Origin of the sequence: Pseudoalteromonas piscicida (assembly GCF_002744175.1) — a bacterium.
Lineage (GTDB): Bacteria > Pseudomonadota > Gammaproteobacteria > Enterobacterales > Alteromonadaceae > Pseudoalteromonas > Pseudoalteromonas piscicida_B.
Genome location: NZ_NKHF01000001.1, coordinates 21,078 through 41,060, shown reverse-complemented (window position 1 = coordinate 41,060; position 19,983 = coordinate 21,078). Strand labels below are relative to the sequence as shown.

At 43.9% G+C, this 19,983-nt stretch carries 17 protein-coding genes; 12 read left to right on the top strand and 5 right to left on the bottom strand.

The window, feature by feature from the left end; all coding sequences use genetic code 11:
* Positions 1-37: 37 nt before the first annotated feature.
* Entirely contained in the window at positions 38-538 is a 501-nt protein-coding gene (locus CEX98_RS00130) for a DUF1543 domain-containing protein (protein ID WP_099640122.1), read from the top strand.
* Between the two features lie 21 nt (positions 539-559).
* Here CEX98_RS00130 and CEX98_RS00125 read toward each other — a convergent pair whose 3' ends face one another.
* On the bottom strand, positions 560-781 hold the full coding sequence (locus CEX98_RS00125) for a hypothetical protein (protein WP_099640121.1): 222 nt from the start codon (positions 779-781) through the stop codon (positions 560-562).
* A gap of 201 nt (positions 782-982) precedes the next feature.
* On the opposite strand from CEX98_RS00125, the gene proB reads away from it, so the two are divergent.
* The 4 genes from proB (at position 983) to gltX (ending at position 5,200) form a co-directional block, all read left to right on the top strand.
* Positions 983-2,116 (top strand): glutamate 5-kinase, encoded by a 1,134-nt coding sequence (gene proB / locus CEX98_RS00120; protein ID WP_099640120.1) that lies wholly within the window; start codon positions 983-985, stop codon positions 2,114-2,116.
* 80 nt (positions 2,117-2,196) lie between these two features.
* Positions 2,197-3,162 carry a GGDEF domain-containing protein gene (locus tag CEX98_RS00115; protein WP_099640119.1) on the top strand — a complete coding sequence of 322 codons (966 nt, stop codon included), beginning with the start codon at positions 2,197-2,199 and terminating at the stop codon, positions 3,160-3,162.
* 101 nt (positions 3,163-3,263) lie between these two features.
* A complete protein-coding gene (locus tag CEX98_RS00110; protein ID WP_099640118.1) occupies positions 3,264-3,629 on the top strand; it encodes a glutaredoxin family protein in 366 nt (121 codons plus the stop codon).
* 83 nt (positions 3,630-3,712) lie between these two features.
* Entirely contained in the window at positions 3,713-5,200 is a 1,488-nt protein-coding gene (gene gltX / locus CEX98_RS00105) for a glutamate--tRNA ligase (protein ID WP_099640117.1), read from the top strand.
* Positions 5,201-5,245: 45 nt separating this feature from the next.
* Here the strand turns inward: gltX and CEX98_RS00100 are convergent, their stop codons facing one another.
* The 3 genes from CEX98_RS00100 to CEX98_RS00090 all read right to left on the bottom strand — a co-directional run bounded on the left by CEX98_RS00100 (position 5,246) and on the right by CEX98_RS00090 (position 7,345).
* Positions 5,246-5,668: a MarR family winged helix-turn-helix transcriptional regulator gene (locus CEX98_RS00100; RefSeq protein WP_099640116.1), complete on the bottom strand. Its 423-nt coding sequence runs from the start codon at positions 5,666-5,668 to the stop codon at positions 5,246-5,248.
* Entirely contained in the window at positions 5,669-6,148 is a 480-nt protein-coding gene (locus tag CEX98_RS00095) for a glutathione peroxidase (RefSeq protein ID WP_099640115.1), read from the bottom strand.
* A 342-nt stretch (positions 6,149-6,490) separates the two neighbouring features.
* On the bottom strand, positions 6,491-7,345 hold the full coding sequence (locus CEX98_RS00090) for a transporter substrate-binding domain-containing protein (protein ID WP_099640114.1): 855 nt from the start codon (positions 7,343-7,345) through the stop codon (positions 6,491-6,493).
* Positions 7,346-7,630: 285 nt separating this feature from the next.
* Between CEX98_RS00090 and CEX98_RS00085 the strand changes: the two genes are divergently transcribed.
* The 3 genes from CEX98_RS00085 (at position 7,631) to CEX98_RS00075 (ending at position 9,877) form a co-directional block, all read left to right on the top strand.
* Positions 7,631-8,269 (top strand): cytochrome b/b6 domain-containing protein, encoded by a 639-nt coding sequence (locus CEX98_RS00085; protein ID WP_099640113.1) that lies wholly within the window; start codon positions 7,631-7,633, stop codon positions 8,267-8,269.
* 98 nt (positions 8,270-8,367) lie between these two features.
* On the top strand, positions 8,368-9,066 hold the full coding sequence (locus tag CEX98_RS00080; RefSeq protein ID WP_099640112.1) for a DUF3581 family protein: 699 nt from the start codon (positions 8,368-8,370) through the stop codon (positions 9,064-9,066).
* Positions 9,067-9,244: 178 nt separating this feature from the next.
* Positions 9,245-9,877, top strand: coding sequence for a GNAT family N-acetyltransferase (locus CEX98_RS00075; protein WP_099640111.1), 633 nt, complete (start codon positions 9,245-9,247; stop codon positions 9,875-9,877).
* 20 nt (positions 9,878-9,897) lie between these two features.
* Here CEX98_RS00075 and fhuF read toward each other — a convergent pair whose 3' ends face one another.
* Positions 9,898-10,620, bottom strand: coding sequence for a siderophore-iron reductase FhuF (gene fhuF, locus CEX98_RS00070; protein ID WP_172439695.1), 723 nt, complete (start codon positions 10,618-10,620; stop codon positions 9,898-9,900).
* 229 nt (positions 10,621-10,849) lie between these two features.
* Here fhuF and dapE point away from each other — a divergent pair, with 229 nt between their 5' ends.
* The 4 genes from dapE to CEX98_RS00050 all read left to right on the top strand — a co-directional run bounded on the left by dapE (position 10,850) and on the right by CEX98_RS00050 (position 19,983).
* Positions 10,850-12,031: a succinyl-diaminopimelate desuccinylase gene (gene dapE / locus CEX98_RS00065; RefSeq protein ID WP_099640109.1), complete on the top strand. Its 1,182-nt coding sequence runs from the start codon at positions 10,850-10,852 to the stop codon at positions 12,029-12,031.
* A gap of 141 nt (positions 12,032-12,172) precedes the next feature.
* Complete coding sequence (locus CEX98_RS00060) at positions 12,173-13,789, top strand: cyclic peptide export ABC transporter (protein ID WP_099640108.1); 1,617 nt, start codon at positions 12,173-12,175, stop codon at positions 13,787-13,789.
* Positions 13,790-14,180: 391 nt separating this feature from the next.
* Positions 14,181-14,423 (top strand): MbtH family protein, encoded by a 243-nt coding sequence (locus tag CEX98_RS00055; RefSeq protein ID WP_099640107.1) that lies wholly within the window; start codon positions 14,181-14,183, stop codon positions 14,421-14,423.
* Positions 14,424-14,547: 124 nt separating this feature from the next.
* Positions 14,548-19,983, top strand: coding sequence for a non-ribosomal peptide synthetase (locus tag CEX98_RS00050; RefSeq protein ID WP_099640106.1), 5,436 nt, complete (start codon positions 14,548-14,550; stop codon positions 19,981-19,983).

The window sequence follows — 19,983 nt, the reverse complement described above, 5'->3', positions numbered from 1 at the left end:
AGCGTATACTTGAGCTTTAAAGATTAGGAGTATTCACTTGAAATTATTTGTGGTTTATCTCGGTGGTCGTATTCAAGGGTGTCACATTGAAATGCATGATGTGCGGTTTGTTGCAGCAAATTCGATTGAGGAAGCTTATCCCAAATTGAAACAGCAATGGGTTGGCGATAAAAATTCAGTGCACATGGACAGTTATACCATCATTGAGCACGCTGATGGCTATGCGGTTGAGTTAACAGAGGACGCGGTGCAGCAATCAGAGCGCTTGTATTTTGTTAACTTAGGTGGATACAAGCCAGATAGCCTCGCAGAAGCACATGATTTCGGGCTATTTGTGGCAACGAGTGCTGAACAAGCAAAAACGAAAGCAAAAGCATATTTGCTCAACGGATTTAGCCATATTCATAAAGATGACTTGCATGATGTGGACGATTGCTTTGCGATTGATTTATTTGATCAACAGCTAAACATCAAACTCACTCACAGTGGTCAATCAACCCCGCTTACGCCCTTGTGGTTTGGTTATCACCCATTATAACTAATCGAACGGTGTGAAACGCTAGCCTTCGTTGTTTTCGTCGTTATCCGCTTTAATGGCGATTTTAATCGCGACAAGCACCACAGCGAACATAACAAAGGGAAGGGCAGCCAAAGAATACTCTACTAGGTGGCTGTCTTTATAACTGGGTTGCAAAATAAAGTGGCCACCAACACACATCAAGATCACTACAAAAAGCAGTGGCAGCATCATAATCTCTTTGTTCTTTTTGTGTTTTTTCATTCTGAACTCAGCTAATTGTTTTCATATTGAATGACGATTACTCTCTCACACAAAAGGTAAAAAAGTGTTGATCGAAATCAGTGCGGCTAATTATACCGATTTGCTCTGGGTTAGAAATAAAATTCACATATTTATCGCTTTGGGGCGCTTAAACTCCGTGGTATAACGAGGTTCTATTGCGGTTAAATTCATCAACAAGCCATGACCAAAAAGAATAAACAAACCTTAGTTATCAAGCTCGGAACCAGTGTTTTGACAGCTGGCAGTCAGACGTTAAATAAGCCTAGACTGGTTGAGCTGGTAAGACAATGCGTGACCCTTCGTAAGGCTGGACATCGGGTAATTATAGTTTCCAGCGGGGCCGTTGCCGCGGGTCGTGGGGTGTTAAAGCAAGCTGTCGGCCATTCATTGGCAGAAAAGCAAATGTTAGCAGCCATTGGTCAAGGGCAGTTAATCCACTTATGGCAGTCATTATTTGGGATCTATGATGTTAATGTGGCGCAAATGCTGCTTACTCGTGCTGATCTTGAGCACCGCGAGCGTTACCTTACTGCTCGGGATATGCTAACAAAGCTGTTAGAACATCAAGTTGTCCCAATTATTAATGAGAATGATGCTGTGGCGACGGCAGAAATCAAGGTGGGCGATAACGATAATCTCTCTGCTTACGTGGCGATTTTAGCAAATGCCGATAAATTAGTATTACTGACCGATCAGCATGGTTTATTTACCGCCGATCCAAGAGCAAACCCAGAGGCACAGTTAATAGAAGAAGTTACCCAGATTAATGATGAACTTAGGGCTTTGGCAGGTGGTAGTGGCACCCAGCTTGGCACGGGTGGTATGGCGACTAAGTTGCAAGCCGCTGAGATTGCTCAGCGTGCAGGTGTTGATGTGGTTATTGCTAAAGGCTGCGAATATGACATTTTACCTCAAGTATTAACCCAAACCGCCCCAAGTACCACGTTTTTGAAGTTTGACGCACCAGTCGGTGGACGCAAGCGTTGGCTATTGTCTGGGCCAAAATCATCGGGGAAAATTATTTGTGATAACGGTGCCATCAATGCGGTGTGTAATCAAGGCGCTAGTCTGTTAGCCAAAGGGATCGTCGCCGTTGAAGGGCAATTCCAGCGGGGGGAACTGGTACAAGTATTTTGCCAACGAGGTAAGCTGCAAGCGCAGGGACTTACCAGTTTAGATAATCAGGCATTGAGTTTGGTGTTGGGCTGCCATAGTAATGAGTTTACCCAGCGCCTAGGCTTTGCAACCGAAGAAGAGATCATACACCGCGATAATATGGTGGTGTTGCAGCCGCAGGGGTTAAAAGAAGCGTAAAACAAATACCTTGTAGCTCACTGTAAATTCAGAGACTTGTTCTACACTTAGCGATAGTTGATTCAATAAAGAGGCTTTGGATGTCCATCAGCTATTCGCCATGTGGTCACGAACTCACGCTCCAACTCTTGGCGCAAAAGAGTGAGTTGGCATTAATGCAGGCGCTTGAGCGCGTTATTTCTGATATTTGTGCTGAGCATTATGCGTTTTATTTTAGTAAGAGCCTCAGCGAAGAAGAAATCCCAAAATCCACCTTTGTGAGTCATGAGGATTTTTGTGTGGCGATCGACTCTGTGGCTTCTATCGTCGATAAAATTTCACAAATTCAAGATGAGAAACACTTAATCCAATATCGAGGGGACAGTGTTATCCCCTTTTATCATCAAGCCCAGCTGGTGGGTTTTTTATATATTCAGAGCCAGATTAATTTCACGCGAGCAACGTTAATAAAGCACTTACTTAATGTGTTTTCACATCAAATGGCAACGTTATATTTCGCTCGGATTGACCCGCTTTCTGAGTTGCTCAATCGCCAAACCTTTGACGAAAAAGTGATGGAAATAACCAACGGTGATGGCTTTACGGTGTGTCGAGAAGAGGATAATCGTACTTGGTATTTGGGGATGGTGGATATCGATCATTTTAAACAGGTGAATGATAATTTTGGCCATGTTATTGGTGATGAAGTTATTTTATTAGTGGCACAAAAAATAAAGGCTAACTTCCGAGCCGAAGACTATGTGTTCCGTTATGGCGGGGAGGAGTTTGCGATATTATTTCAAAGTCATGATCATGACTCGGCACATGTAGCATTGGAGCGTCTCAGAGAAAGCATTGCAACTAGCCGTTTCCCACAAGTTGAACAGGTGTCTGTCAGTATTGGTTTTACAGAAGTGGTTGATGCACTACAGGTGTCAGAGCAAGTACATAAAGCAGACTTAGCACTATATGAATCAAAAGAAAATGGTCGCAACCGGGTGACCAATTACTTGGCATTGGGATTATCGGAGTCACAGTACCAGTGCGCTGAAATTGAGTTGTTTTAATGCGGGATTATATATAGCGTTCAAAGATTATGCTAAACTCCCGAACCTTATTTATTCGGTCTATTTTTTAGCAAATTTTAGCGAAAGGTTTGGGAAAGGTTATGCAATTTGTGAGATGGTTTTTAGGACGTCTAATTTTACTTTTTGATTTTATTTTTACCCCACGCAGTAAAAAGCGTGCCGCTGAGCAGCAGCAAAAGTTAGATGCGATGACAGCAAACTTATCTTTATATCAGTTTAAGGCTTGTCCATTTTGTGTCAAAGTGCGTCGCGCGGCCAAACGTGAGGGTTTAAAGCTAGAAACTCGAGATGCCAAAAACGACGAACAGTACCGCCAAGAATTACTAGAGCAAGGTGGCAAACTAAAAGTGCCTTGTTTGCGCATTGAAGCGCAAAATGATGTGACTTGGTTATATGAGTCCAATGATATTGTTGCCTACTTGGAAAAGCTGGAAAAAGCAGCTTAAATCGCGCACCTCACTTTGCGCCAATCGGGGGCTATGCTAGCATAGCCCCATCAATCGACTAATCCATTTTTAAGAGAATTTTGATGACTATCCGTACTCGTGTCGCACCCTCTCCAACGGGTGATCCGCATTTAGGAACGGCTTATATTGCCTTATTCAACTATTGTTTTGCGAAGCAGCAAGGCGGTGAATTTGTTCTACGTATTGAAGATACCGATCAGGTTCGTAGTACCATTGAATCTGAGCAAGCCATCATGGACAGCCTACGCTGGTTAGGCCTTGACTGGGATCATGGTCCGGATGTGGGTGGCGAGTTTGGTCCATACCGTCAGTCTGAACGTTCAGATCTTTACAAAAAGTTTGCGCACCAGCTAGTTGATGAAGGTAAAGCATTCTATTGTTTTGCAACGGCTGAAGAACTAGACCAAATGCGTGAAGAACAGATGGCGGAAGGCTTGCGTCCTAAATATGATGGTCGTGGTTTACACTTGTCTGAAGAAGAAGTAAAAGCAAACCTTGAAGCGGGCAAACCTTACGTTATTCGCATGAAAATCCCAGAAGAAGGCACGTTTAAGTTTAATGACTATTTACGTGGTGAAATCGAGATCCCATGGGAAAACGTAGACATGCAAGTATTGTTGAAAGCTGACGGCTTTCCGACTTACTTCCTGGCAAACGTAGTCGACGACCACCATATGGAGATCAGCCACATCTTCCGTGGTGAAGAGTGGATAAACTCAGCGCCTAAGCTATTAAAGCTATATGAAGATTTTGGCTGGGAAGCGCCAGTGCTTGGTCACCTGCCGCTACTTCGTAACCCAGATAAATCTAAGTTGTCAAAGCGTAAAAATCCAACGTCGATTAACTACTATAAAGAAATGGGCTTTTTACCAGAAGCACTACTTAACTACCTTGGCCGCATGGGTTGGTCAATGCCAGACGAGCGTGAAAAGTTCACTTTGGCAGAGATGATAGAACACTTTGATATGAAGCGTGTATCACTCGGTGGGCCAATTTTCGATATCGATAAACTGAACTGGTTAAATGGCCTTTGGATCCGCGAAAATCTAACCGATGCTGAGCTTATTCAGCGTTTTGTTGATTGGAAGCTTAACGGTGACATGCTAGCGCGTGTACTACCAGAAGCTAAAGCGCGTATTAATACGCTGTCGGACTTAGTGGGCCTAGCGGGTCACTTTGTTGGCGGTATTCCTGAGTATGATCCTACCCTACTCACAGCTGGTAAAGCGGATGAAGAAGTGATCCGCCAAGCGCTTCAGTTCTTTATTTGGGAATTAGAAAAGCTACGTACTTGGAACAAGTCTGAGATCTTCGCTATTGCAAAAGCTGTTGCTACGCACCACGAATTAAAGATCAAAGAGTTTTTAGAGCCGATCTTCGTTGCTATTACAGGCAAAACATCATCGACTTCAGTTGTGGATGCGATGGAAGTATTGGGATCTGATCTGTCTCGTGCACGTTTAAGAGTCGCACTAGAGCATATTGGTGTGTCTAAAAAGCAAGCGAAAAAGCTTGAAAAGGCCTACCGTGAGTATCCGTCTATTGCGTAATCGCAGGACTGCATTGCAAAAAAAGCCGCTTTTTTAGCGGCTTTTTTATTGCAAGATATCGAGAGCCTGACTAAGTTGCTGTATTTGCTCCATACTCAAGCCTGCTTTAGACACCATTTTGGCAGGGATACAAGCGCAGGATTGTTCCAGTGCTCTACCAGTTTGGGTTAAATAGATAAAGGTCTGCCTTTCGTCGTCAGAGTTTTTCTTTCTGTTAACGAGCCCATGCTGCTCCAATCGGTTAAGCAGTGGTGTGAGAGTGTTGCTGTTGAGCTTGGCACGCTCACCGATTTCCTTAATTGGTTGTCCGTCTTGCTCCCATAAGATCAGCAGCACAATATATTGCGGATAGGTTAAACCAACCTCTTTAAGTATCGGCTGGTAAAGCCGTGTGACTTGCCGAGAAGCAGCATACAGCTTAAAGCAGATTTGTTGGTCGAGGTTAAGTTGAGGATTGGATTTGCTCATTTAACTTAGTAGCTTTTCGATATCTTTAGAGATTTGTTCAGGCTTAGTTATTGGTGCATAACGTTTTACAGGATTGCCTTGCCTATCAAACAAAAACTTAGTGAAGTTCCACTTAATTTTATTACCAAATAAGCCGGGCAGCGCAGATTTAAGATATTGATAAAGTGGGTGTGCGTTTTCACCGTTAACTTCGATCTTCTCCATCATCTGAAAATCCACGCCATAATTTATCAGGCAGCCAGTTTGTATTTGCTTAGCGTCACCTGGTTCTTGCTTACCGAACTGGTTGCAAGGAAAACCCATTATCACTAAACCTTGGTCTGCATATTGCTGATGAAGCTTTTGCAATCCCTCGTATTGTGGGGTTAAGCCACATTCACTGGCAGTATTAACGATGAGTACAACTTTTCCAGTTAACTCTTTGAAGTTAAAAGTGTTGCCTTGCAGAGTGTGAGCGTCGAATTGATAGAGTTGTGTCATTGATATCTCGCTAAATTTAATCGTGTGCGATTTAATTTAGCGTAAGGAAACACCAGATGCAAATGCTAGCTATTGCATTAAGTAACCTAAGCTTCGGATAATTAATGCCTTTCTCGCAGCGAGTTTTAGCGCTAACTGCGTTGAATTCACATCCCAAGCTATTGATGCGAAAATTCACCTTTCCTATAAAGATGTAGTCACCAGTGCAGTAGCAAGACGCGAACGCGGAGTTATCTCCAAAACTCTCTGGCTAGATAAGGAAATAATTTAATTTGATTTTAAAAACAGTGAGCTAGCTCATTTCTATCCAAACCTCAGGTTAAGTAGTCGTCTAAGTGTATTTTACGGGGGAGTGTGTTTGTACTTAGCGCTCAGCATTGCCAGTCTTCGTGTGATTAAGTCATGATCTTGTTTGGGTAAGTATTTTAGGTGGGTTGTTAAATAGCTATTGCTTGAATAAAGCGAGCGGATCAGTTGATTTGCTTGTTCTATAAACACTTTAGTTTCTTTGGTATGGCTACAAGCAATATGGCCCTCAAGGTGAGGCAGGTTGTTTGCCAGCGGTAGCGAGCCAATTAAATGCGCCTTCTCTTGAGGAAAGCTATTTTGAAAAATGGCTGGATAAGCCAGTATGAAGTCCACTTTGCCAGCGCTAAACTGTTTGATGATAGTATCTTCAGAAGTTTTGTAAGGCCGAGTGGCAACATTCTGTGGCTCAAGCAGAGCCAGTGCTGAGTCTATGGTGTTGCCATATGATTTACCAATTTCTTTGATAATCGTGGCATTGGGGTAATAAGCCATTAAACTTGAGAGTGACTTTAGTTTCCCCATTTTATTGATCAGGCTAGCGTCAATGGGGGTACGCTGTTTGTAGTAGTAAAGCCGGTGACTTGGATACAAGTGAATGGGAATGGTGAACAGAAAAGCTTGTTGCCGAGAAGGTGTCTTAAGGCGAGATACGGCACAAACGGGCTTTTCACTCGCAAGTAACTGGTTAAGCTTGGCCGGTGTGACAATTTTAAAATCAAAATAGTCTCGGCCAAACTGATTTAATAGTAGGTTGTTAGTGTCTGACTCTAAGCTGTTGGCTTGCTTGGTAAATAGTCGCTCTGCGTCGGCGGGCTCATTAGAGACAAGCAGAATCTTAGCCTCGCAATTTACGCCCAATAATACTAGCAACAGCAACAAACTTCTCATAATTGCCCACCGATATTAAATCCACTCATGTTTACTATAGAAGCTGAGCTCGGAATAACAACTTGTTCTCTGGCCGTGATCACTTCGAAGGCTGCGTAAAATTTATTTACACTCCTTTGTTATTGATGCGTCGGTTGGTATTACGAACACTCGCTTTTGGTGCGTAATTGGGGAGCAAAACGCTGTTCTATATCAACAAAAATTGTCATTCGGTCTTAAGTCTTTGTACTGCGATTTAGAACCTGTCATCATTACCGGGTTTTTTATCTAAGGGGCAAATAGATTATGACCAAAGTGTGGGATGGATTTATTCGTGGTTTTCACTGGCTACTCGTGGCTGGACTCGTAACCTTATACATCACCGGTGAAGAGGGCATGATGGATCTTCACTTTATTACGGGATATTTGTTGCTAGCTCTGATGGCAGCAAGGCTAGTTTGGGGCGTTATTGGCAGTCAAACAGCAAAAATTAGTGCCTTATTTCATTCCCCAAAAGCCATTTTGGCGGCCATTAAATCAAAACAAAGCCATGTTGGACATAACCCAGCAGGCAGTTTAATGGTACTGCTATTTTTTGTGTTGATTATTGTCCAGCTCGTTTCGGGCCTGATGACTACCGATGATATTTTAGTTGAAGGGCCGCTAGCACAGTATGTTTCTTATGATATGGTTGAGTTGGCAGGTGACATTCACCATAGCAATGTCGAGTTGCTAATTGCGGCAATTGTTTTGCACATCGTCGCAATCGTAGTTTATCGCTTAAAGGGCCAAAATTTAGTAAAAACTCTACTAACTGGGAAGCAAGAACATGCCGTGAGTACGCCTGCGATGAAATCAGGGTTGCTAGCTTACGTTATTTTTATTGCTTTATCTGTCTTACTGTTGCTGACTTGGGGAGCTGAGCCGCTTCAGAGCTTGCTGTAATATCCATTAACAGATTATCTATAACAGATATGACCTCTATTGCTAAAAATTCTGGTAACATAGCGCAGTTTTATTAGAGAGGTTAGAGAAAAGTAGCGATGTTAGAACCGTATTATCAACAACAAGCAAACCAAATTACTATCACCAGAGAGCAAGGAAGTTTGTTTGCAAAAGGGGTCGCTGACGACTACAACCCACTACACGACATCGATGCCAAGAAGTTTTGTGTACCAGGGGATCTACTTTTCTCATTAGTGTTAAAGCATTACGGCTTAAGCGAAAATATGGAATTTAGCTTCGTGGGCATGGTTGACGAAACAACCACGCTCACGTTACCACAAGGCGCAGCACAATTTGATATCACCGCGAATGATAAAGTGATGTTATCGGTGTCGCGCTCTGGTGAAACCAGCACGTGCGCAACGCTAATTAATAGCTTAACAAGAAACTACGTCGAATTCTCTGGCACCACTTTTCCACATGTGATCATTCCATTAATGGGTGAACAAGATGTGATGATTAATCCTGCCAGACCTATGGTTATCTATGAGTCGATGGCGATTCATATGGATGATATTTCGGTTTCTGAAGTCACACTCGAAGCCGCCAAACCTGAGTTTAGTTATGAAGGTAAGCGTGGCAAAATCAATCTTCGTTTTAATTTGCTCTCGAATGGTAAAAAAGTCGGTTATGGTGAAAAGCACATGTTAGTGTCTGGGATCCGCGAATACTGCCAGCAAACCGTTGATGACCTCATTGCTTACTATAACGATAGAAAAGTGGCCTTAAAGCCGTAGAAACAGATATGTTTATGCACGTTGGGGTGTATTTCAGCGTGCTTACCAACAGATTTTTTGTAAACTAATTCAACTCTCCATCGTCTTATATACAAACTCACTACACATTACTCAATTTACTATCAAGCGTTGTACTTCGAGTCGCAACGACCTGAGCGTTTAATTTAAGTGGAAAAGTATGTATTCAATTCACCCTCTCTGGCAGCAATTCCCCTGTGGCGATAAAACGTCTCTACAAGGCATGGAGTTAGCCGCTTACTATAACCAGCATCTCAACAAGACGGTGCGCTTTAAGCTCATCGCTAAAGAAGACTTACCACTATTTTGCCAATGGATGAGCAATCCTAGAGTTGCCCATTTCTGGCAGCAGGCATGGTCGGAAGAAAAACAGTGGCAATATCTTACAGAGCGATTAGAAGATAATTTTAGCTTGCCGCTCGTCGTGTATTTTGATGACAAGCCTTTTGGTTATGTTGAAGTATATTGGGCTGAGTTAGACAAGTTATGTGGCTACTATCAATGGCAACCGCGAGACAGAGGCATTCATTTGCTGGTGGGGGAATCGTCTTGCCGAGGCCCTGAAAATTTTCGCGTCTGGATGACAAGTTTGAGCCACTTAATTTACTTAGCAGACCCACAAACACAACGTATTGTATTGGAACCTCGCCATGATAATGAAAGGTTGCTAACTCGAATGGCAGAGCTTGGCTATCACAGTCAATTTGAATTTGACTTTCCTCACAAGCGTGCAACATTAGTGATGGCCGACAGACACTCGTTTTATCAAGATATTTTTCCTCAGTACGACTAGTAGACGCGTAAACTACCAGATTAGCGCGTTTTATGACGCCGTGCTTTGACGTGATGCATATGATGCTTGTGTTTCGGGCAATCATGGCAGTAACTGCCATCTTCTCTTTGGTGAAGGAGACAGCATTCTGGGCGCAGCTGGTAGTGACCGTTTTTGTCATGACAAGTTATTGTTTTAAACTTAAGCGGATTATTGAGTTGCGCTATGTTATCAGCATGGTTCAGTATTTGACGGTCCGTTACTAGGGTTGGATGTGGACCTACAATCTGCACAATGGTCTCAAACAGATCATTTAATCTATAAAAACAGTTGCTCCACAGTGTGCGCTTTTTTACTCCAAATTGCTCCTGTAAGCAATCGTGTAAAGGTGACAAGTGGTCGAATAGTAAGCCTCGATAGCGACTATCTGTATTATCCATTAAACACTCAGAACCTTGGCTTGGTAATAAAATACGCATGTGTTTAGGTTCATAACTAAGCTCATGCAACTGTAGAGGTAATGAGATCTTCAGCAATGATTGACTAACGATAATGCTAGGGAAAATACTGAGCGTGTAATGCATATGCCAAACCGAAGCCTGAGCTCTCGGCCTCATAACCCCCTGTTGGCGGCTAAAATGAGTAACATGGTCAACAAAATGCGCTGATGTAATGAATTCAGCAAAATCTAGCGTTGGGTGCGACGATTGCAGGCTGACTCCCCGTGCGTAGGCCTGATACGGTTGCTTAAAAAAAGGGGTCAAGTTTGGCAGCATAAAACAAGGGCTAAGACTTTTTTAGGATTAGTAATGATGACGACACAGAGTCTTATTTCTTTAGTGATTTATGACCCTCCAGTTGTGCTGCTGCTATAAATTAATCATCAAGCATAAAAAAAACACGCTTAGTTTCGTCAATATCAGAGTGTGATGGTGCTACCTAACTCACGGAGTGCCATGAAACTTTATATTCGGCTTTGGAACTAGGCTATAAATGCAAGAACGTAATAATCAAATATCGCTACAAAGTACCGCCACGCGCATTTTACAAGAACTGGTCGAAGCGCCCTCTGTAACGCCTTGTGATTCAGGACTGATCATAACGATGGCGCGGTATCTCGAAGAATTAGGTTTCGAAACAACCTGGTTTGAAGTAAATGGCGTCCGTAATTTAATCGCTAAACAGTGTTTTTCTGAGGGGCCTAGTTTCGCATTTTCGGGCCATGTGGATGTTGTTCCTGCTGAAAAAGCGCATTGGCATACAGATCCGTTCAAGGCCACAGTCGTGGACGAGGTTATCTACGGTCGAGGCGTATCTGATATGAAAGGGGGGATCGCGGCAATGTTGAGTGCCACTCGGGTGCTGTTATCCTCGGCAGAAAAACTAAAAGGGACTTTTTATTGGTTACTTACTTCTGATGAAGAGGGAGAAGCAGAATATGGCACTAAGCAGATTGTGGAGCGGCTTGGTGAAGCGGGAGTTACCATTGATGCATGCCTTGTTGGAGAGCCAACCTCCCACACTAGAGTCGGGGATGTGATCCGAAATGGCCGTAGAGGCTCCATTTCTGGCGCTATAAAAATTGCTGGTAAAGCCGGTCACGTTGCTTATCCAGAGCAAACGGTTAATGCTGCGCATATTGCAGGAAAAGTGGTCGCTATATTATGTGACTTAGCATGGTCAAAAGACCAACCTGATGTCAAAACTACGCTCCAAGTGACAGGTGTGACAACCACGACTGACGTCGATAATATTGTGCCAGAGGCTTGCCAAGTCAATTTTAATGTTCGGTATAGTCATGGTTATTGCAACCAAGAAATCATCGCAATGATTGAACGTAGCCTTGCAAGCTTTAAGGATAATCTAAGTGTTGATTGGTCAAGAGCCTGTAACCCATATTACACCAGTGCAGACACCGAACACGCATTTCTGAATTTAGTCGAAGATGCAATTGTGCAATGCACCGCAAGGTATCCCATCGTTAATACTGCCGGTGGCACATCAGATGGTCGCTTCTTTGCCAACGGACATACCCAAATCATTGAATGCGGCGTGAAGAATGACACCATACATCAGGCTAATGAGTGCTTACCTATTAATGACTTAATAAAAATTGAGCAAATCTACCTGACAATACTCCACTCTTTTTTTAAGGATGATAATGACCCTAGTTAAGCCATTCACTTATCACCTAAGCCTCAGCAGTGCCTGGGTAAGGGGACAAATTCAGGTTTTTTTTAGGCTTTATGTAAACAACTTTACCAATAAGTCGTCTGGTAAGTATCAGACTCAGTTATTGAATTATGAGGAAATCGCGTGCTTGGGTATTTAATTCGTCAATCTAAATGGCTTTTATGTGCAGCTGTGGTCACGAGTGCTATTTGCGGAGTATGTGCTGTATTGTTACTGACCCAAATTAATAGTGTTTTAAATTCATCAGTACAAGAAGCTAACCATTATATTAGTATTTTTGTTGGTCTAGTCGTGGCGGTGCTATTGTTTCAGGTCGTTGCTTCGACCTTGTTTGAGCGACTGAGTCAACAAGCACATGCTGTGCTTAGAAGACATATTTCTGAAAAAGTGATTCAGGCGGACTACCGTCAACTTGAAGAGGTGGGAGCTGCTAAAGTGCAATCGGCCTTATCTGAGCACTGCTTAAAAGTGGCTGAATTTTTTGTGCGCTTACCCGTGATTGTTGTCAACGGTATCATAGTGATTGGTTGTATGGCTTACATTGCATGGTTATCTTGGCATGTTTTTGTTATGGCGTTGGTTGTGTTGGGACTTGGATCTGTGGGCTACCATCTTGTTCACCTCAAAGCCATAGGGTATTTAAACCGCGCAGCAAAAGAACAAGATCGTCTATTTGGACATTTTAGTGCTCTAGTTGATGGGGCGAAAGAGTTACGCTTACATGCAAACAAGAGACAAAGATTTGCCGATACAGTACTGGGAGGCTCTATTGAAACTGTGCGCAAGCAACGCACTGTTGGGATGTCAGTATTTGTTATTTCCACCGCATGGGGGAATTTTTTAATTTATGCATTTATCGGCGCGGTATTGTTTGTATTGGTTGCAGACTCCCCTGAGCGAACCCAAATATTGACCGGCTTTGCATTGGTGTTTATTTATATGATTGCTCCATTAGAGAACTTATTAAAAGCGCTTCCCGCAGCAAATATTGCTAAAGCATCCGCGGCCCGAATTGAAGCTGTTACCCAGCATCTTACTGACAGTGATAACCCGCCGCAACTGCCGAATGCTCCTTCGTCTTACCAGCAGCTAGAATTAATCGGACTGACGCATCAATTTTATCACGAGCCTTCAGATGACTTATTTACATTAGGCCCAATAGATTTATCGTTTAAACCTGGTGAAATTGTCTTTTTAGTCGGCGGAAATGGGAGTGGAAAAACGACATTAGCAAAAATGTTAGTCGGGCTATACAAAAGTAATACTGGGCAATTGCGACTGGATGGGCAAGCTATCCATGCTGAAAACCTAGATGAATATAGACAGCTATTCTCCGCTATCTTCTCTGATTTTTACTTGTTTGAAGACTTGCTAGATATTCCTTCCGCTGAATTGGATGCTGCGGCAAACGAACTACTAGAGAAATTGCAACTTAACCGTAAAGTGCACGTGGCCAATGGGGCTTTCTCTACCCGAGCCTTGTCACAAGGTCAACGAAAGCGATTGGCGATGGTTGTGGCGCACTTGGAGCAGCGTCCATTTTTAGTATTTGATGAGTGGGCAGCAGATCAAGACCCTATTTTTAAGGAAGTATTTTACCGGCAGTTACTTCCTGAGCTTAAAGCGCAGGGTAAAACACTACTGGTAATCTCCCATGACGATAAGTATTTTGATTGTGCCGATCGCTTATTACGTATGGAGCATGGTCAACTTTATCAAGGTAATGAGGCTGCTGCATAGTTAGTTCAGGCGCTAAGCCTTGCTTTTGCCTTGTCAGTAATAAATAAATTTAATGTTTATGCTCGGAATAACAATACCTCCAGAGTAACTTGTTGTTCCGAGCTTAGGTTAATCATATCTAAGACCTACTTGACGTAATACCTACCCAACTTATTACCTGCTTATTTTGAGAATGAAAACCTAACGCTAACTGCATTAAAAATTTAAATACAGTGGCATTTTTCCTTAAACAATTCTTATTTCGCATCGTCTACAGAGGCAATATCACAAACTTATTGGTTTTTAGCATCGGTATAGCACGGCTATTGAGCCAATGTGTACTTGCTATTGACGTTTGCACTGAATTAGAGCCGATTGTTAAGGCGCAGAGCCATACTTATTAGGAGAGATCATGTCTGTAAGCTGTTTTGACCGTGAAGATGAAATTTTTATCGTACTCATTAATCAAGAAGAACAATATTCAATTTGGCCGAATTGGAAAGAAGTACCCGCTGGCTGGCAAGCTGTTGCTGGAGTTCAAGGCAGTAAGGCGGATGTTCAACGTTACATTAACGAGCATTGGACTGACATGCGTCCAGCTTCGTTGCGTCAGTGGATGGCAGAGCATGACTATGCGCACCAAGGTGACTTGTGAGTAGGCCTCGCATCAAATTTTAGAAGCGAATCCAATGTAGTAAGCGCTAGATAGCGAGTAATTATCCGAAGCTCAGATAATTGAGTTGCGAGCCCACATTAATAAATAGAGGTAGAGCTGCATAATGCAACACAAGCCATTACAACTAAACCCATATTTCACGGGGAATAAACCCACAAGCATGGTTGAACACTTACAGCATCTTGCGCAATTACAAGCGGATAAAACTGCATTAGTGGTGGTAAGTGAAAAGCATGGAGAATTGCATGAAAGCGCACTCAGCTATGGTGAATTAGATAAGCAAAGCAAATGCTTAGCAGCTGAATTGCAGCAACATTGTCGCTCTGGTGATCGCGTGTTGCTCATGTTGGATAATAATGAGCACTACGTGATCAGCTTCTTCGCATGTCTATATGCGGGGTTGACTGCTGTGCCATTATTTGTCCCGGAATCATCGCGCTCCCAACATATTCAGCGAGTCGTCGGAATTGGTATTAACTGCCAAGCAACAGCGATTCTAGCGCACTCTGAAGATAGAGAACTCGTAGAGTTAGCCGAACAAGAAATGTCAGAATCAGGGCTAACGGGTTCCAGCTTGTTATTTGTAGATCAATTGCGTGAGCAAGACGAAACCTCTTGGCAAGCATGTGCACCAGAGCCGCAAGAATTGGCGTTTTTGCAATATACCTCAGGCTCAACCGCTGCACCAAAAGGCGTAATGGTTAGTCATGGCAATTTGATCGCGAATGAAATTGCCATTAGTGAAGGGTGTGGGATGTTGGCTAATGAGGTCGTGGTGTCTTGGTTACCGCTCTATCATGATATGGGGCTAATGGCAGGATTGCTGCTACCAATATTCAATGGCTCTAAGTGTGTGTTGATGTCTCCTCGTTATTTCATCGAGAAACCAATTCGTTGGTTACAAGCGATTTCTAGACACAAAGGGACGATTAGTGGCGGACCTGACTTTGGTTATCGTTTGTGTGTCGAAAGAATAAGACCAAGCGCGATGGCTGAGCTTGATTTATCTTCTTGGCTTATTGCATTTAGTGGTGCAGAACCAGTAAGAGTTGATACGCTCGATAGCTTTTTTGAACGCACAAAGCTGGCAGGTTTTAACCCACAATCTATTTACCCTTGTTATGGTCTAGCCGAAGCAACCCTATTTGTTACCGGGCCACAAAGACAAGCCGGATTGGTGGTAAAGTCACTATCAATGGCCTCGCTTGCACGCGGGATCGCTCAGGAAAGCGAGCGTGGCATTAAACAAGTCGCGTGCGGTGTTCCAGTTTCAGAGCATATCGTCCGTATTACAGATCCGCAAACTAATGCTGAAATTCCGGAAGGACAGGTTGGTGAAATCTGGGTATCGGGGCCGAGTATTACCTTGGGTTATTGGCAAAACGCAGAGGCTACGGCTGAGACCTTCGTTGAACATGAGGGGCTGCGCTGGTTATGCACCGGTGACTTGGGCGTATTGCAAGACGGTCAATTGTATATCGTAGGTCGGATCAAAGACGTCATCATCTCTCATGGACGAAATATTTACCCACAAGATATTGAGAAAATCATTGAAGTCGAGTTTGAGTATGCACGTAAAGGTCGTATTGCGGTATTTGCGGCTACTGATAACAACATCGAAGGGGTGGGCGTTGCACTAGAAATTGCACGCAAGGTTCAGCGTCAAGTAAGTCCCACGGTATTAGTTGAGCGGTTAAAGGAAGTGGTTGCTGAGTTTTGTGACGAGGCGGTAACTGGCGTGCTAATGATGCAGCCCGCAAGCTTACCGAAAACTTCCAGCGGTAAGTTGCAGCGACGCGCCTGCAAGATGATGTGGGAAGAGGCCGCAGCACAGACTCTGGATGGTGAGTTACCAGAGCAAGAGTGTGACAAGGCGTATGCCATTTATGCACATAATCGTTTGGTCCGAGGTAGTGAATTGGCGGCGGCTTTGTTGCCTGAACCCTTATCTGAGCACGAGCAAAAATTATCGAGTATTTGGCAGCACATCCTAAAAGTGGAAGGTCATTTTGGTCGAGAGGCACACTTTCTAGCACAGGGTGGGAACTCACTTAAAGCAGTACAGCTTATTCATGCCATAGAGCAGCAATGGCAAGTAACGTTTGACACCAAAACGCTATTTCATTGCCTGCGCTTAGGAGAGCAGGCCGATGCTATCTTAGCTGCTGCAAAAAGTCAGTCGAGTACATCTCCAAGTGTGCTGTCAGCTCACCAGATCACAGCACAACAGTTTGCGCCTGAGCAGGCTGTCCCGATGTCTCATGCACAAACTAGATTATGGTTCCTATGGCAGCTCGAGCCGCAAAGCAGTGCTTATAATATTGGTGCCCGCATTAGCTTACACCAAAATATTGATCCTGAGCGCATGCAGCAGGCCTTTAATACATTGGTGAGCCAGCATGAGGCATTACGTACGCGGTTTGGTTCAGATGAGCAAGGAAAGGCGGTGCAATATGTTTCTCAAGATGGCAGCTGGCCAATGCAAGAAATTGATTTGAGCGCGTACTCTTTGCAACAGCGCGAAGTAGTGTTAGCTGAACAGGTCTCTAAAATAGCTGAGCAAGGGTTTGACTTGCGTGCTGGTAACCTAGCAAGGGCTGCTTTAATTCACTTAGGAGACTCGGGCTATCAGCTGGTTATTGTGATGCATCACATCATTGCCGATGGGGTATCGATGCAAATCCTGCTAGACCAACTCGCACATATATATTTAACTCATGCAAGCGTTGAAGCACCTCGTAAACCTGCAATTACATATCGAGACTTTGCGATATGGCAAAGAGAGTATCTTTGCTCAGAAAAAGCGCAAGCGCAATTAGCATGGTGGCAAGCTTTACTCGCAAGTGATGAACAACCTATTTTACAGTTGTGTACAGACTTCCCTCGAATTAACAAAGCACAGTCACTAAAAAAAGGTGCACAACCACAAGGCGAAAATTACAGCTTAGTATTGCCCGGGCAGCTGGTAAGAAAGCTTCGTCGCCAAGCGGCACAGCAAAATGCCAGCTTGTTTATGGTGATGCTAGCCAGCTTTCATGTATTGCTCTATCGGTTTACCGGTCAGCAGGATATTCGTGTAGGAATCCCCGTTGCTAATCGTCACTTACCACAGCTAAAAGACCTGGTAGGCTTTTTGGTTAACACGCATGTTATCCCGGCTAAGTTAAACGGTAAATCTTCGTTATTAGAGATCGTTGAGCAAGTTAAAATGGCGATACTAGGTGCGCAAGCAAACCAGGATGTCCCCTTTGAACTTCTTGTGGAGGCGATTGCTTCAGAACGCAGTGTTGATACACATCCACTTTTTCAGGTGATGTTTAGTCATACAGAGCATGATACAAGGGCTTGGCAATCATTAACAAGCGCAACCGATAACACTTGGAAGTCACTGGAAGTTGCACCGCAATTTGACTTAACACTCGAAACGTATGAGTTAGAAAATGATCAAGTTGCCTTAGAATTTGTTTATCCAACCACACTATTTTTACCTCAAACCATTGCTCGTATGGCCGAACAATATGTGAGCTTACTTCATGTGATGGTTGAAGCTGCGCAGACAACATTGGCACAGCTCTCAATACAACCCAAAGCAGAACGAGAGTGGTTACAACAAATTGGACAAGGGCAAGGTGTGACAGTCAGTGAGTTAGCGGTGCCTCAGCTGTTTGAGCAGCAAGTGCTAAGTACACCAGATGCCCCCGCGCTTATTTTTAATACCCAAACCATCAGTTATGCCGAGTTAAATCAACGAGCAAACCAATTAGCGCATTATCTGCTAAGTCAGGGGATCAGGGCGGAAGATCGTATCGGTATGGCTCTTGATCGAGGGGTTGAAATGTATATTGCCCTATTTGCAATCTGGAAAGCGGGAGCGGCATACGTGCCTCTGGATCCGTCTTACCCTAAGGATAGGTTGGTTCATATGGTTAGCGACAGTGAAGTGAAGCTGGTGTTGACCAATGAAGTACTCATTTCTCACATTCCCGCAACTGAACATAAAGTGGAAGTCGTTGCCTACGAGCAGTTGAAGTTAAGCAATTTTGCAATGACTAATCCTGCGGTTGTGTTACACCGCGAACAGTTAGCTTATGTGATTTATACCTCGGGCTCAACGGGATTACCAAAAGGGGTTGCGGTCCCTCATGGTGCGCTCTCTATGCATATTCAAAACATGGCTGATGTATACGGAGTAGACAATCGACATCGGGAGTTGCAATTCTTTTCAATTAACTTTGATGCCGCAGGCGAGCAGTGGATGACACCCCTAATAAAAGGAGGCGCTTTGGTGATAGTGAGCAAAGCGCAGCTGAGTGTCGAAGCGGTTAGGGAAGTGATTCAGTCACATCAGGTGACTGCGTTACACTTACCTCCAGCCTACTTACGTCTGTTGACACCGCACTTAAGCGACTGCAAGCAGATTCGTACTTGTATCGTTGGTGGTGAAGAGTTTAGCCGTACCGACTATCAAGATGCTCACCGAGCGTTTTCGGCCCCACGGATTGTTAACGCTTACGGTCCAACAGAAACCATCATTACTCCAACAGCTTGGTTAAGCTTGGCTCATGAGATGCATGATGTCAGTACCGTACCAATTGGCAAGCCAATTGGCGCACGTGAGGCGTACATTTTAGATGCTGATCTAAATCCTGTACCACAAGGCGCAAGTGGCGAACTTTTCATTGGCGGCTATGGTGTTGCTCGTGGTTATTTGGGCCGTCCAGCGTTGACTGCTGAGCGCTTTGTTGCCAATCCGTTTGGTCAACATGGTGGCACTTTGTACCGAACTGGCGATTTAGCACGTTGGAATCAGGAAGGAGAGTTAGAGTATTTAGGACGAATAGACCATCAGGTGAAAATCCGTGGCTTCCGTATAGAGCTAGGTGAGGTTGAAGCCCAGTTAATGGCGCTGCCGCAAATAAATGAAGCGGTGGTATTAGCAAAGGATAAACATGGTCAGCATGGTCATTGTGGTACGCATTTGGTGGCCTATGTTGGTGCGCAATCTAACTCTCACGGTGTGCTGCCAAGTGCTCAAATGCTTAAACAGAGCCTGCTGCAAAAACTACCAGATTACATGGTACCGAGTTGTATAACCGTGACCGCAAATCTGCCTGTTACTGCCAACGGTAAAATAGATCGTCATAACCTTCCTGAGCCCACTTGGGGGACTGGTGACAGTCATCAAGCGCCTACAGGTGGTTTGGCGAAAAAAGTCGCCTCCATCTGGTCTGATGTACTGGGTATCGACAATGCGCGAATAGGTTTACACGACAACTTCTTCGATTTAGGGGGGCATTCTTTATTGTTCGGTCAAATGCAGCTGTGTCTAGAAGCTGAATTTAACTGCAAACTAACGATGTTGGACCTGTTCCATATGACCACAGTAAGTGCCATGACAACTTACTTTGAACAACGCACACCAGAAGGCGCAGCGCAAGCACAGCAAGCAGTAGCTAAAGAAATGAAAAAAGCATCGGCGCGCGGTCAGCGTCAGCGCCAAGCCTTCTTGAAAAAAACACGCACAAAATTGGAAAGCTAA

Bases quoted from the DNA above. Each gene is read 5' to 3' on its own strand.
- dapE (WP_099640109.1), top strand. From the start codon at position 10,850: ATGCAAGAACGTAATAATCAAATATCGCTACAAAGTACCGCCACGCGC.
- CEX98_RS00095 (WP_099640115.1), bottom strand. From the start codon at position 6,148: ATGACACAACTCTATCAATTCGACGCTCACACTCTGCAAGGCAACACT.
- CEX98_RS00080 (WP_099640112.1), top strand. From the start codon at position 8,368: ATGTTAGAACCGTATTATCAACAACAAGCAAACCAAATTACTATCACC.
- CEX98_RS00115 (WP_099640119.1), top strand. From the start codon at position 2,197: ATGTCCATCAGCTATTCGCCATGTGGTCACGAACTCACGCTCCAACTC.
- CEX98_RS00055 (WP_099640107.1), top strand. From the start codon at position 14,181: ATGTCTGTAAGCTGTTTTGACCGTGAAGATGAAATTTTTATCGTACTC.
- CEX98_RS00100 (WP_099640116.1), bottom strand. From the start codon at position 5,668: ATGAGCAAATCCAATCCTCAACTTAACCTCGACCAACAAATCTGCTTT.
- CEX98_RS00110 (WP_099640118.1), top strand. From the start codon at position 3,264: ATGCAATTTGTGAGATGGTTTTTAGGACGTCTAATTTTACTTTTTGAT.
- proB (WP_099640120.1), top strand. From the start codon at position 983: ATGACCAAAAAGAATAAACAAACCTTAGTTATCAAGCTCGGAACCAGT.
- CEX98_RS00090 (WP_099640114.1), bottom strand. From the start codon at position 7,345: ATGAGAAGTTTGTTGCTGTTGCTAGTATTATTGGGCGTAAATTGCGAG.
- CEX98_RS00125 (WP_099640121.1), bottom strand. From the start codon at position 781: ATGAAAAAACACAAAAAGAACAAAGAGATTATGATGCTGCCACTGCTT.
- CEX98_RS00050 (WP_099640106.1), top strand. From the start codon at position 14,548: ATGCAACACAAGCCATTACAACTAAACCCATATTTCACGGGGAATAAA.
- CEX98_RS00085 (WP_099640113.1), top strand. From the start codon at position 7,631: ATGACCAAAGTGTGGGATGGATTTATTCGTGGTTTTCACTGGCTACTC.
- gltX (WP_099640117.1), top strand. From the start codon at position 3,713: ATGACTATCCGTACTCGTGTCGCACCCTCTCCAACGGGTGATCCGCAT.
- CEX98_RS00075 (WP_099640111.1), top strand. From the start codon at position 9,245: ATGTATTCAATTCACCCTCTCTGGCAGCAATTCCCCTGTGGCGATAAA.